11 protein-coding genes, 2 tRNA genes and 1 pseudogene are annotated in these 12,573 nt (G+C 59.1%); 4 read left to right on the forward strand and 10 right to left on the reverse strand.

What is annotated here, in order from left to right:
- Nucleotides 1-86: 86 nt before the first annotated feature.
- The 5 genes from lon to PHAMO_RS16470 form a co-directional block, all read right to left on the reverse strand.
- Nucleotides 87-2,501, reverse strand: coding sequence for an endopeptidase La (lon, locus tag PHAMO_RS16450; RefSeq protein ID WP_002731008.1), 2,415 nt, complete (start codon nucleotides 2,499-2,501; stop codon nucleotides 87-89).
- A gap of 179 nt (nucleotides 2,502-2,680) precedes the next feature.
- Nucleotides 2,681-3,946, reverse strand: a complete 1,266-nt coding sequence (gene clpX, locus PHAMO_RS16455; RefSeq protein ID WP_002731009.1) for an ATP-dependent Clp protease ATP-binding subunit ClpX — start codon at nucleotides 3,944-3,946, stop codon at nucleotides 2,681-2,683.
- 142 nt (nucleotides 3,947-4,088) lie between these two features.
- Nucleotides 4,089-4,733 (reverse strand): ATP-dependent Clp endopeptidase proteolytic subunit ClpP, encoded by a 645-nt coding sequence (gene clpP, locus PHAMO_RS16460; RefSeq protein WP_002731010.1) that lies wholly within the window; start codon nucleotides 4,731-4,733, stop codon nucleotides 4,089-4,091.
- Nucleotides 4,734-4,838: 105 nt separating this feature from the next.
- Nucleotides 4,839-6,257, reverse strand: coding sequence for a trigger factor (tig, locus tag PHAMO_RS16465; RefSeq protein ID WP_040567743.1), 1,419 nt, complete (start codon nucleotides 6,255-6,257; stop codon nucleotides 4,839-4,841).
- 112 nt (nucleotides 6,258-6,369) lie between these two features.
- Nucleotides 6,370-6,454 (reverse strand) — tRNA-Leu (locus PHAMO_RS16470).
- A gap of 331 nt (nucleotides 6,455-6,785) precedes the next feature.
- Between PHAMO_RS16470 and PHAMO_RS16475 the strand changes: the two genes are divergently transcribed.
- Genes PHAMO_RS16475 through PHAMO_RS16485 form a run of 3 tightly spaced genes read left to right on the forward strand, consistent with a single transcriptional unit; the run spans nucleotide 6,786 to nucleotide 9,605 of the window.
- Nucleotides 6,786-8,813 (forward strand): ribonucleoside triphosphate reductase, encoded by a 2,028-nt coding sequence (locus PHAMO_RS16475; RefSeq protein WP_002731012.1) that lies wholly within the window; start codon nucleotides 6,786-6,788, stop codon nucleotides 8,811-8,813.
- Between the two features lie 17 nt (nucleotides 8,814-8,830).
- The gene (gene nrdD, locus PHAMO_RS20255; RefSeq protein ID WP_040567708.1) at nucleotides 8,831-9,019 is read left to right on the forward strand and encodes an anaerobic ribonucleoside-triphosphate reductase; all 189 of its coding nucleotides are present in this window, start codon (nucleotides 8,831-8,833) and stop codon (nucleotides 9,017-9,019) included.
- Nucleotides 9,012-9,605 (forward strand): anaerobic ribonucleoside-triphosphate reductase activating protein, encoded by a 594-nt coding sequence (locus PHAMO_RS16485; RefSeq protein ID WP_002731015.1) that lies wholly within the window; start codon nucleotides 9,012-9,014, stop codon nucleotides 9,603-9,605. The genes nrdD and PHAMO_RS16485 overlap by 8 nt, the downstream gene beginning before the upstream one ends.
- 54 nt (nucleotides 9,606-9,659) lie before the next feature.
- Here PHAMO_RS16485 and PHAMO_RS20435 read toward each other — a convergent pair whose 3' ends face one another.
- Nucleotides 9,660-10,064: an IS5 family transposase gene (locus tag PHAMO_RS20435; protein ID WP_081504549.1), complete on the reverse strand. Its 405-nt coding sequence runs from the start codon at nucleotides 10,062-10,064 to the stop codon at nucleotides 9,660-9,662.
- Complete coding sequence (locus PHAMO_RS20260) at nucleotides 10,040-10,168, reverse strand: transporter (RefSeq protein ID WP_162136970.1); 129 nt, start codon at nucleotides 10,166-10,168, stop codon at nucleotides 10,040-10,042. Before PHAMO_RS20260 ends, PHAMO_RS20435 begins: the two co-directional genes overlap by 25 nt.
- Here PHAMO_RS20260 and PHAMO_RS20150 point away from each other — a divergent pair.
- A pseudogene (locus PHAMO_RS20150) lies at nucleotides 10,157-10,262 on the forward strand (IS5/IS1182 family transposase); the annotation flags it as partial. The gene PHAMO_RS20260 and the pseudogene PHAMO_RS20150 overlap by 12 nt on opposite strands.
- Nucleotides 10,263-10,582: 320 nt before the next feature.
- Here PHAMO_RS20150 and PHAMO_RS16500 read toward each other — a convergent pair.
- The 3 genes from PHAMO_RS16500 to fba all read right to left on the reverse strand — a co-directional run bounded on the left by PHAMO_RS16500 (nucleotide 10,583) and on the right by fba (nucleotide 12,572).
- Nucleotides 10,583-10,672 (reverse strand) — tRNA-Ser (locus tag PHAMO_RS16500).
- A 103-nt stretch (nucleotides 10,673-10,775) separates the two neighbouring features.
- The gene (gene rpe / locus PHAMO_RS16505; RefSeq protein ID WP_002731018.1) at nucleotides 10,776-11,420 is read right to left on the reverse strand and encodes a ribulose-phosphate 3-epimerase; all 645 of its coding nucleotides are present in this window, start codon (nucleotides 11,418-11,420) and stop codon (nucleotides 10,776-10,778) included.
- Nucleotides 11,421-11,507: 87 nt separating this feature from the next.
- Nucleotides 11,508-12,572 (reverse strand): class II fructose-bisphosphate aldolase, encoded by a 1,065-nt coding sequence (gene fba / locus PHAMO_RS16510; RefSeq protein ID WP_002731020.1) that lies wholly within the window; start codon nucleotides 12,570-12,572, stop codon nucleotides 11,508-11,510.
- Nucleotide 12,573: the final 1 nt, after the last annotated feature.

Here is a 12,573-nt window from a genome sequence, read left to right on the forward strand (position 1 = left end):
CGTCAACCGGCAAAGCGGCATGACGCACTTCAAACGATTCGACCAGCCTCCCGCCGAACAGACTTGACGGGAGGCTGGTCATTCGTTCAATGGGTCAGGACACCCCCCACGGCGGCGGTATCGCCCTCTGCCGCGACTTTCGCAGGTGTCGCCCCTTCGGTCTCGTCCCACTCGATCGCCGCCGGCATCCGCACCAGAGCATGTTTCAGCACTTCGTCGGCGGTGGCGACGGGCAGAATAGTCAGACCCTTTTTGACATTGTCGGGAATCTCGGCGAGATCCTTCTCATTGTCCTTGGGGATCAAGACAGTCTTGATCCCGCCACGAAGTGCCGCCAGCAGCTTCTCCTTGAGGCCGCCGATAGGCAAAACACGACCGCGCAGGGTGATTTCGCCGGTCATCGCAACATCGCGGCGTACCGCAATACCAGTCAGGACCGAGACGATCGCAGTGCACATCGCGACACCAGCCGAAGGCCCATCCTTGGGGGTGGCGCCTTCGGGAACGTGGACGTGGATGTCGCGCTTCTCGAACGCGGTCGGCTTGATGCCCAGGCTGACCGAGCGCGAGCGGACGTAGGAGCGGGCGGCCTGCACCGATTCCTGCATTACGTCGCCCAATTTTCCGGTGTGAGCAAAGGTCCCCTTGCCCGGCATGCTGACGGCTTCGATCGTCAGCAATTCGCCGCCGACTTCGGTCCAAGCCAATCCGGTGACGACGCCGACCAGATCGGTGTCTTCGACCTCGCCAAAATGATAGCGGCGGATACCGGCATATTTTTCAAGATTACGGGGTGTGACGTTAACCTTGTCCTTGCCCTTCGAGACGATCTCTTTGACCGCCTTTCGGGCAAGATTAGCCAACTCACGCTCCATGTTGCGCACGCCAGCTTCACGCGTGTAATAGCGCACGATGTGGCGCAGCGATTCATCGCTGATCGACCATTCGCCCGGCCGCAGACCAGCGGCCTTAACAACCTTTCCAAGCAAATGCCTCTTAGCGATCTCAACCTTTTCGTCCTCGGTATAGCCCGAGAGGCGGATGATTTCCATTCGGTCGAGCAGAGGCTGCGGCATCCGCATCGTGTTGGCGGTAGTGACGAACATCACGTCGGAGAGGTCATAATCGACCTCAAGGTAATGGTCGTTGAAGCTGGCATTCTGCTCGGGGTCGAGAACTTCAAGCAGGGCAGAGGCGGGATCTCCGCGCCAATCCGCGCCCAGCTTGTCGATTTCGTCAAGCAGGAACAGCGGGTTGGACGACTTGGCCTTCTTCATCCCTTGAATGATTTTACCCGGCATCGAACCGATATAGGTGCGACGATGGCCACGAACCTCGGCTTCGTCACGCACACCGCCCAGGCTCATACGCACAAAATTGCGGCCGGTGGCATGGGCGATCGACTTGCCCAGCGAGGTTTTGCCGACGCCGGGCGGGCCAACGAGGCACAGGATCGGGCCTCTGACTTTATCGGTGCGGATCTGCACCGAGAGATATTCGAGAATACGTTCCTTGACCTTTTCAAGGCCGTAATGGTCGGCATTCAGAACCTTCTCGGCCAGCGCAACGTCTTTCTTGACCTTGCTGCGCTTCTTCCACGGAATCGTCAGCATCCAGTCGAGATAGTTACGGACGACGGTGGCCTCGGCCGACATCGGACTCATTGACTTCAGCTTTTTCAACTCGGCCAGCGCCTTTTCGCGCGCCTCGGTCGTCAGCTTCGTCTTAGCAATCCGCTCTTCGATTTCGGCGATTTCATCTTTGCCGTCTTCGGTCTCACCCAGCTCCTTCTGGATCGCCTTCATCTGCTCGTTCAGATAGTACTCGCGCTGAGTTTTCTCCATCTGGCGTTTGACGCGGTTACGGATCTTCTTTTCCACCTGAAGGACGCCGATTTCGCCCTCCATGTAGGAATAGACCCGCTCCAGACGCTCGGAGACAACTTCGATTTCAAGCAATTCCTGCTTGTCGGCGATTTTGAGGGCGAGATGCGAGGCGACAGTATCGGCCAGCTTTGCCGCGTCTTCGATCTGGTTGATCGAGACCAGAACCTCGGGGGGGATTTTCTTGTTGAGTTTGATGTACTGCTCGAACTGTGCGACCACCGAGCGCGACAGCGCTTCCAGTTCTTGCTGGTTTCCGGTTCTCTCAACGATCGATTCGGCATGAGCCTGGAAGAAGGATTCGTTTTCAGTGAACCCGGTGATCTGGGCGCGACGACCGCCTTCGACCAGAACTTTGACGGTTCCATCGGGCAATTTGAGCAATTGCAGAACCGTCGAAACGGTTCCAACAGCATAGATGTCGTCGGTGGTGGGATCGTCCTGGGCGGCGTTCTTTTGTGCCACCAGTAAGATCTGCTTGTCCTCGCGCATCACGTCTTCCAGTGCGCGGACCGATTTGTCGCGGCCGACGAACAGGGGGACGATCATGTGCGGAAAGACGACGATGTCCCGGAGCGGAAGAACCGGGAAGATGTCGTCATGGGGGGCTTCGACCATTCTGCCTCGTAAGGTCTGCGGCTCCGTACATCGGGGAGCCGACGGGGGCGATGTGACTACCTATGACAAAAGATTGTGATGAGAGCGACTCTCGTCAAGGGGTGGTGGACATCGGCGTCGCGATACTTACCGCGACGGGAAGGGACGATTTCGTCCCTTCCGCCACCGGATTGGCTCTTTTAAGCGGAGGTGCCGATATCCTCGCGCCGTTCGGAATAGATGTAGAGGGGGTGAGCGCGACCCTCGACGACTTCCTTGTTGACCACCACTTCATCGACAGCCTCAAGGCCGGGCAGATCGAACATGGTATCGAGCAGAATGCTTTCCATGATCGAGCGCAGCCCGCGCGCGCCAGTCTTGCGCTGAATTGCCTTTTCCGAGATCGAGCGCAACGCATCCTCGTTGAAGGACAGACGAACGTCCTCCATCTCGAACAGGCGCTGATATTGTTTGACCAAGGCGTTCTTCGGCTTGGACAGAATTTCGATCAGGGCGCTGACGTCGAGATCCTCGAGTGTTGCCAGAACCGGGAGACGGCCGACGAATTCGGGAATCAGACCGAATTTCAGCAAGTCCTCGGGTTCGACCTCGCGTAGGATTTCGCCCGTGCGGCGCTCATCCGGGCCGCGCACCTCGGCACCAAAGCCAATCGAAGTGCCCTTGCCCCGGCTACCAATGATCTTTTCCAACCCGGCGAAAGCACCGCCGCAGATGAACAAGATGTTGGTGGTATCGACCTGAAGGAATTCCTGCTGGGGATGCTTTCGTCCGCCCTGGGGCGGAACCGAAGCAACCGTTCCTTCCATGATCTTCAACAGCGCCTGCTGTACGCCTTCGCCCGAGACGTCGCGGGTAATCGACGGATTGTCGGACTTGCGGCTGATCTTATCAACCTCGTCGATATAGACGATGCCGCGCTGGGCGCGTTCGACATTATACTCGGCCGCCTGCAACAGCTTGAGGATGATGTTTTCAACATCCTCGCCGACGTAGCCGGCCTCTGTCAGGGTGGTGGCGTCGGCCATCGTGAATGGCACGTCGAGGATACGGGCCAAGGTCTGAGCCAACAACGTCTTGCCGCAACCGGTCGGGCCGATCAGCAGGATGTTGGACTTGGCAAGCTCGACCTCGTTGCTTTTGGCCCCGTGCTGCAATCGCTTGTAGTGATTATGGACGGCGACGGACAACACCTTTTTGGCGTGGTCCTGGCCGATGACATAGTCATCAAGGACGGCACGAATATCCTTCGGCGTCGGCACACCGTCGCTGGAGCGGACAAGATGGGTCTTGTGCTCTTCGCGGATGATGTCCATGCACAACTCGACGCATTCGTCGCAGATGAACACGGTGGGCCCGGCGATCAGCTTTCTCACTTCATGCTGGCTCTTGCCGCAGAAGGAGCAATAAAGAGTGCTTTTTGATTCGCCGCTGGTGGACTTGGTCATCGAAGCTCCATTGGGTCTACCCCCCGCATCCGCGTAACGTATGTTAGCCGCAGCCGACCCGACCAGACAATGACAATATCTGACTTTCCCCCAATAGGTGGGGAGGGCGGGCCGCCGCGGCCGCGAGAGGGGAGGGGTGGGATCAGGTGGAGGCGCCGTCTCCCTCGGGTAAAGAGCGCTTATTTACGACATCGTCGATCAAGCCAAACTCACGGGCTTCATCGGCAGTCATGAATTTGTCGCGCTCCATTACCCGCTCGATCACCTCCAAAGGCTGGCCAGTGTGGTCTACATAGATATTGTTGAGACGAGCGCGAAGCGCAAGGATCTCACGGGCCTGAATTTCAATATCGGTCGCCTGTCCCTGGGCGCCGCCAGAAGGCTGGTGGACCATGATCCGGGAATTGGGTAGAGAAAGGCGCTTGCCCTTTGCTCCCGCCGTCAGCAGCAGCGACCCCATTGATGCAGCCTGACCAATACAGACGGTAGATACCGCCGGGCGGATGTACTGCATGGTGTCGTAGATCGCCAAGCCAGAGGTAACGACCCCACCCGGCGAGTTGATGTAGAAAGCGATATCCTTGGTCGGATTTTCCGATTCCAGGAACAGGAATTGCGCGCAGATCAGGCAAGCGACTTCGTCATGAACCTGGCCGGTCAGGAAAACAATGCGTTCCTTCAGCAGGCGAGAATAGATGTCGTAGGAACGCTCGCCGCGATTGGTCTGTTCGACCACCATGGGCACCAGCGTATTCATGTAGAGGTCGATAGGGTCTCTCTCGCGCATGGTCCATCCTTCTGCGGTTCGCTCTCTGGCCGGAAACGGTCCAACCTGAGCGGTCTTGAGCGGAATGCGGTCGAGTCGACGGTGCCGACCCGACCGCAAGCCATATTATTCCGCCGACTTCTTGCGCGGTGCACGCTTTTTCGGCTTGGGGCTTTCTTCTTCATCGCCGGATTCGGACGAAGTGGCCTCGTCGGTCGCGGTTCCCTCGGCCTCGGCATGCTCGCGGCGCAAATCTTCCGCCGCGACTTCGCGATCGGTGACCGATGCCTTCTCAAGGATGAAGTCGACGACTTTTTCCTCGTAGACGGGCGCACGCAACGATTCAATCGCGTCCTTGTTCTTCTGGTAGTACTGAAGAACAAGGTGCTCCTGACCCGGATAGGCGCGGGCTTCGTTGAGGATGGCGCGGTTGATGTCGTCCTGGCTCACGGTGACGGCATTGACCCGGCCAACTTCGGCCAGCAGCAGGCCCAGACGAACGCGGCGTTCGGACAGGGTGCGATATTCGGCCTTCAGTTCGTCGTCGGACTTGCCTTCGTCGGCCGGATCGACCTGACCGGCCTTGCGGCCTTCCTCAAGCTGCTTCCAGATCGCCTCGAACTCCGATTCGACCATCGAGACGGGAACCGGGAAATCGTGGCTGGCGGCAAGGGCGTCGAGCAGGGCGCGCTTTACCTTCAGGCGTGAGGCGGTGGTGAGATCGCGGCCAACTTCGGCGCGGATCGCCTCCTTCAGGGCGTCGAGGCTTTCCATCCCGACGGCCTTGGCCAGTTCGTCATCGATCTCGGCGGGCTTGCTCGCCTGAACTTCGTGCACGGTGATGTCGAAGGTGGCGGGCTGTCCCGACAACGATTCGTTGCCGTAACCTTCGGGGAAAGTGACGTCGATGACCTTGGTGTCGCCGGCGGACAGGCCGATCAACTGGTCTTCGAAGCCGGGGATAAAGGTATTGGAGCCAAGCTTCAGCGAATAACGCTCGGCCGCGCCACCGGGGAAGGGTTCGCCGTTCAGCTTGCCGAGGAAGTCGATAACAACGACATCGCCAGCGGCGGCGGCGCGTTCGACGGCTTCGGTCGTGCCGTTGCGCTCGGCGACACCGGCCAGGACCGTGTCGATCTCGGCATCGGCGATGATCGCCTTGTCACGCACGAGGCTGATGGTGGCAAAGTCCACCAGGGTGATTTCCGGCATTACCTCGATGGCGAGGTCGAATTCAAGGTCGGTGCCCTCGGCGAACGAGGTGATCTCGACCTTGGGCTGGGCGGCCGGACGCAAGCCACTGCTCTCGACCGCCTTGCCGATGGCGTCGTTGACGGCAGCTTCCAGAATCTCGCCCAACACCGAAGAAGAATACTTCTTACGGACAATCGCCAGCGGAACCTTGCCCGGACGGAAACCGGGGAGGCTGATGGTGCCGGCCAACTGGGTCAGCTTGTCCTGCATCCGTTGATCGAGGTGGGAGGCGGGAACAACGACCTTGAAATCACGTCTTAGGCCGTCGGAATTGATCTCGGTTACCTGCATCAGTCTATCGCCAATCGAGTCGAGTGGGTTGCATCCGGTGGCCCCGGCGCGGATCACGGGTCGCGACTGCCCGTCCGGCGAGCGCCCGTCGCGGAGCTCTTCAGGGGCACGCTGGTGCGGGCGAAGGGACTTGAACCCCCATGGCTTGCGCCGCTGGAACCTAAATCCAGTGTGTCTACCAGTTCCACCACGCCCGCATACGTTTAAAACAACCACCGCGCACGCACGATTCTTCACACACGCGCGCAGGGTCACCCCGTCGGGAAACAGTGTCTATACCATGTTCGTTCGCATGGAAACAGGGAAAAGCCGGAGGGACTCTCCCGCAGTGTCGTCCGGTGTGGGTTCGGTGAATCGGACTTGACTTTCTGGGTGCGGGTGAACTACCCTATGTAGCGTAAAAGCCGTGTTGATCATCTACATATAGGATGACAGCACGGCTTTCGACTGTACCCGACCGTTGTGGGTCCGTGATCGCCGGGGTTATTCCTCCCCCCTTCCGCCCTGTTCTGCCTAAGGAATCCGCTTATGTCCGGGTCCACGTTTCCCGTTGTGTCGCCACGTTCTGTCGTCAAGCGCAACGGCCTTGATGTGCCGTTCGATCTCGAAAAGATCCGTTCCGCGATCGAACGCGCCGGCAAGGCGACCGCCGAGTTCGATCCGAGCGAAGCATATCTTCTGACCATCCAGGTGGCGAAGGTGGTCGAGCATCGTTTTGCCGATCAGTCACCGCATATCGAGCAGCTTCAGGATGTGGTCGAGCAGGTGCTGATCTCGGCCAATCATTTCGCGACGGCGCGCGCCTATATCGTTTACCGCGAGCAGCGGGCGCGTCTGCGCAAGGATAGGAAAACGGTCGTCGATGTCGAATCTTCGATCAATGAGTATCTCGATCGCGCCGACTGGAGAGTCAACGCCAACGCCAATCAAGGCTATTCGCTGGGTGGGCTGATTCTTAACGTCTCGGGCAAGGTGGTGGCCAATTACTGGTTGTCCCACGTCTATCCGCCCGAAATTGGCACCGCCCACCGCGAAGGCGATATCCATATCCACGATCTTGATATGCTGGCGGGCTATTGTGCTGGCTGGTCGCTGCGCACCTTGCTGACCGAGGGGCTTAATGGCGTTCCGGGCAAGGTCGAGGCCGGCCCACCCAAGCATATGTCAAGCGCGGTTGGCCAGATCGTCAACTTTCTCGGCACGCTTCAGAACGAATGGGCCGGTGCTCAGGCGTTCAGCTCTTTCGACACCTATATGGCCGCTTTTATCCGAGCCGATTCGCTGTCTTATGCCGATGTGCGCCAGTGCATCCAGGAATTGGTCTATAATCTTAATGTTCCCTCGCGTTGGGGGACTCAGACTCCGTTCACCAACCTGACTTTCGATTGGACCTGTCCCGAGGATCTGAAGGACCAGAGTCCAGTGATTGGTGACCAGGAGATGCCGTTTACCTATGGCGATCTCCAGGTTGAGATGGACATGATCAATCGCGCCTATATGGAGGTCATGACCAAGGGCGATGCTCTGGGTCGGGTGTTTACGTTCCCGATCCCGACTTACAACATCACCCCCGACTTTCCGTGGGAATCCGAGAATGCGGGCCGTCTGTTCGAGATGACCGCGAAATACGGATTGCCGTATTTCCAGAACTTCCTCAATTCCGAGCTGAAGCCGCACATGATCCGTTCGATGTGCTGCCGCCTCCAGCTCGATCTGACCGAACTTCTGAAGCGCGGCAACGGCCTGTTCGGCAGTGCCGAGCAGACCGGTTCAGTCGGCGTGGTGACGATCAATTGCGCCCGTCTGGGCTTTACCCATCGTGGCGACGAAGAGGGGCTGTTCGCCCGCCTCGATACGCTGTTGGACATTGCCCGCAACAGCCTGGAGATCAAGCGCAAGGTGATTCAGCGTCACATGGATGACGGCCTGTTCCCCTATACGCGGCGTTATCTCGGCACGCTTCGCAACCATTTCTCGACGATTGGCGTCAACGGTATCAACGAGTTGATCCGCAACTTTACCGCCGATCACGAGGATATTTCGACACCCTGGGGTCATGCCTTCGCGGTGCGTTTCCTCGATCACGTTCGCGCCCGGATCGTGGCGATCCAGGAAGAGACCGGCCACCTTTATAATCTGGAGGCGACTCCGGCCGAAGGCACCACTTACCGTTTCGCCCGTGAGGATCGGAAGCGCTATCCAGATATTCTCCAGGCCGGAACGCCGGATCAGCCCTATTACACCAATTCGAGCCAGCTTCCGGTCGGCTTCACCGACGATCCGTTCGAGGCGCTGGAGCGTCAGGATGAATTGCAGCGCAAATATACCGGCGGCACCGTCCTGCACCTTTATATGGGTGAACGGATTTCTTCGGCCGAGGCGTGCAAGAAGCTGGTTCGCCGTGCGCTGGAGAACTTCCGTCTCCCCTATGTCACCGTTACCCCGACGTTCTCGATCTGCCCCAAGCACGGCTATATCGCCGGCGAGCACAAATTCTGCCCGAAATGCGATGCAGAGCTGATCGCTCGCAAGCGTTCGTGCGCCTCTGTCTCCTGACCCGAAAGGAATTGTTCGTGAACCACATTCCGTCTACCACCACCCGCGATTCTAATTTGGAATTGCTCGACGACGAGCGCCAGCCCTGCGAAATCTGGACTCGGGTGATGGGCTATCACCGTCCGCTCGCCTCGTTCAACAAGGGGAAGAAAGGCGAGTTCGCCGACCGCCTCTATTTCTCTGAAGCGCAGTGCGCTCTTGACTGATCTCCGCCTCGGCGGGCTGGCCCGGCTGTCCACATGCGACTGGCCGGGCGAGCTGGTGGCGACCCTGTTCTGTCAGGGTTGCCCCTGGCGCTGTCCCTATTGCCACAATACGCACCTCTTATCCGCGACCGCTCCAGCGGCGCTGACCTGGAACGAGGCGGTTGCGTTTCTCGAAAGTCGGCGCGGTTTGCTTGACGGCGTTGTCTTCTCGGGGGGCGAGCCGACTCTCCAGACTGTGCTGCCCGACGCGATTGCTACCGTGCGGTCGATGGGCTTTAAGATCGGCCTGCATACTGCGGGACCGTTTCCCGACCGATTGGAGCGGGTCTTATCTTTGGTGGATTGGGTTGGCTTTGATGTGAAGGCGCCGTTCGAGGATTACGATTGCCTGACCGGAGTGACAGGCAGCGGTGATAAGGCGAGAGACAGTCTGATCCGCCTGCTGGCTGCTGGAACGCAGCGCGATATCCGCATCACTGCCGATCCCGCCTGGGCTGATGCCGGGGCGTTGGAGAGAATCGGTCATGATTTGGCAGCCCTGGGGGCCGAGCCGCCTCGGGTCCAGGCCTACCGTCCCAATACGTAAAACCAAGCTGCATTGAGTCAAAATCATAGCGGCTTGGTTAGGTGTCGTTGGCATTCATTTGGTCCAGATGAATGCGCTGACGAGACAGAGAATGGACAAGAATGCCCTTGGGGTTTGGTCATAACGGGTGGCGATCCGCCTGAAGTTCTTGATCTTCAGGAAGAATCGCTCGACGAGATTGCGCTCGCAATAGAGTGCGTAGTCGCAGGAAACCTGGGGCGATGTCTTCCTCGGAGGGATGACCGGGACGGCGTTCTGGGCGCGGATGGTGTCGCGGAATGCCCCAGAATCGTAGCCCTTGTCGCCGAGGACGTGTTCTGCCGGAACGTCGGTGATGAGTGCCTCGGCCTGGGTGTAGTCGCTCGTCTGTCCTGGCGTCAGGATGAAGCGTAGCGGATTGCCCAGGGCATCGACGATGGCGTGAATCTTGGTGGTCAGCCCGCCGCGCGAACGCCCGATCGCACGAGCTTCAGCCCCCCTTTTTTACCCGCCGCATGTTGGTGCGCCCGGACGATGGTCGAGTCGATCATGACGTATTCGAAGTCGGGATCGTCCGCCATCATGGCAAAAAGCCTATCCCACACGCCATCCTTGGACGCGGTGCTATGGCTGGCCCGAACGGGTTCGCCCTGGCGTGATCTGCCGGAGTTCTCTGGGCACATATCGAGATGACCGGCTAGCGGATGGCGGTCAACCTGACCCGCACCAACAAGACCTACAAACCCCGCTCGATGACATCGGAACGGCTCTGGCGACCGAGCGAAGTGTTGCGCACGGTTTCCGCTACCTGAAAACCAGGGCGGAGCAGCCGGTAGGGATCGGAGAAACCCTGTCTTCTGGCATGGAGAGGGAAACCCGTATCTGACCGTCTCGTCCCTAGTTCGGGACGGTCGGCACACGATTCGGCACACACTACGACGGTTCGGTCCCGGTTGCATTGGGGCCAAACGTCGAAATAGCAAATGAAAAGAAGTAATTGGCGGAGGGGGTGGGATTCGAACCCACGGTGAGGTTGCCCCCACACCGGTTTTCGAGACCGGCCCATTCGACCGCTCTGGCACCCCTCCGCAGGAGCTTGTTCCCCCGGTCGATGGGGAGGCGCGGAAAGTAGCGCAACTCCCGCACTCTGGCAAATGTTTTTTTCCTTCCCGGACGATTGGGAAAGGAAAATCAGATCCCACGCAAAGCGGCAATGTTTCCGGCGTAATCGGGAGTTTTGAATACCGCCGAACCGGCGACAAAGGCAGTTGCTCCAGCCTTGATCAGACGCGGTGCGATCTCGGCGGTGACGCCACCGTCAACTTCGAGTTCGATCGGTCGGTCACCGATCATCTTACGGATACGGGCGACCTTCTCTACTTGCGATTCGATAAAGCTCTGGCCGCCAAAGCCAGGATTGACGCTCATCACCAGGATCAGATCGAGGCGATCAAGCAGGTATTCCAGCACGTTTTCTGGAGTGGCCGGGTTGAGTGACAGTCCGGCCTTCTTACCAAGCGAACGAATCAGCTGGAGCGAGCGGTCGATATGCAGATCGGCTTCGGCATGGACGGTGATGTAATCGGCTCCGGCCTTGGCGTAATCCTCAATGAATGGCTGGGCCGGGTTGATCATAAGGTGGACGTCGAACGGTCTGGCGGTATGGGGGCGTAGGGCCTTGATCACCGCAGGGCCGATAGTCAGGTTGGGGACAAAGTGCCCATCCATCACGTCGATATGAATCCAGTCGCCGCCAGCGTTGTCGATAGCGCGGACTTCCTCGCCCAGGCGGGCAAAATCGGCGGAGAGGATGCTGGGAGCGATCTTGACGGTCATGAGGGGTACAGGTCCAAGCGGGAGGAGTAAANAACCGCCCCATCGCGGCTTTTTAGGCTGGATGGGGCGGAGATCGGCGGGGCGGGATCAGGCGATCTTGGGGGCCAGCTCACCCGAGGCATAGCGGGTGGTCATTTCCTCCAGCCCGATCACTTTGATCTTGCTGGCGTTGCCGGCGGATCCAAAGGCTTCGTAACGGGCTTTGCAGATCCCGCTCATGCTTTTGATCGTCTGTTTGAAATAATCGCGCGGATCGAACTTCTTCGGCTCGTCATTGAAGAACTTGCGGATCGCTCCGGTCGAGGCCATCCGCAGATCGGTGTCGATATTGACCTTGCGGACACCGTGCTTGATTGCTTCGACGATCTCTTCGACGGGAACGCCATAGGTCTCGCCCAGGTCGCCGCCATTGTCGTTAATGATTTTCAGCCAGTCCTGCGGTACCGAGCTGGAGCCGTGCATCACCAGATGAGTGTTGGGGATGCGGGCGTGGATTTCCTTGACCCGGCTGATCGCCAGAACGTCGCCCGTCGGCGGACGGGTGAACTTATAGGCACCGTGGCTGGTGCCGATCGCGATCGCCAACGCATCGACCTGGGTCTGCTTGACGAATTCGGCGGCTTCATTGGGATCGGTCAGCAATTGCGAGTGGTCGAGCTTACCGGTCGCGCCGACGCCGTCTTCCTCACCGGCGGTGCCGGTTTCGAGCGAACCAAGACATCCCAACTCACCTTCGACTGAAACGCCACAGGCATGAGCGATATCGACAACCTGACGGGTGACGCGGACGTTATAGTCCCAATCGGAAGGAGTCTTGCCGTCTTCCTTCAGGCTGCCATCCATCATCACCGACGAGAATCCAGATTGGATCGCTCGGACGTTGATCGACGGCGAGGTGCCGTGATCCTGATGCATGCAGACCGGAATCTGCGGATAGGCTTCGGTCGCGGCAAGGATCAGGTGGCGCAAGAATGCCTCGCCCGCGTACTTTCGGGCACCAGCCGATGCCTGGAGGATGACCGGGCTGTCGGTGGCTGCGGCCGCCTCCATGATCGCCTTGACCTGCTCCATGTTGTTGACGTTGAAGGCGGGGATGCCATAGCCGTGCTCGGCGGCGTGGTCGAGCAACTGGCGCAGCGAAACGAGCGACATA

Origin of the sequence: Magnetospirillum molischianum DSM 120 (genome assembly GCF_000294655.1) — a bacterium.
Lineage (GTDB): Bacteria > Pseudomonadota > Alphaproteobacteria > Rhodospirillales > Magnetospirillaceae > Phaeospirillum > Phaeospirillum molischianum.

Coding starts and splice junctions, on each gene's coding strand:
- lon (WP_002731008.1), bottom strand. CDS start 2,501: ATGGTCGAAGCCCCCCATGACGACATCTTCCCGGTTCTTCCGCTCCGG.
- clpX (WP_002731009.1), bottom strand. CDS start 3,946: ATGACCAAGTCCACCAGCGGCGAATCAAAAAGCACTCTTTATTGCTCC.
- clpP (WP_002731010.1), bottom strand. CDS start 4,733: ATGCGCGAGAGAGACCCTATCGACCTCTACATGAATACGCTGGTGCCC.
- tig (WP_040567743.1), bottom strand. CDS start 6,257: ATGCAGGTAACCGAGATCAATTCCGACGGCCTAAGACGTGATTTCAAG.
- PHAMO_RS16475 (WP_002731012.1), top strand. CDS start 6,786: ATGTCCGGGTCCACGTTTCCCGTTGTGTCGCCACGTTCTGTCGTCAAG.
- PHAMO_RS20260 (WP_162136970.1), bottom strand. CDS start 10,168: ATGATGGCGGACGATCCCGACTTCGAATACGTCATGATCGACTCGACC.
- rpe (WP_002731018.1), bottom strand. CDS start 11,420: ATGACCGTCAAGATCGCTCCCAGCATCCTCTCCGCCGATTTTGCCCGC.
- fba (WP_002731020.1), bottom strand. CDS start 12,572: ATGTCGCTCGTTTCGCTGCGCCAGTTGCTCGACCACGCCGCCGAGCAC.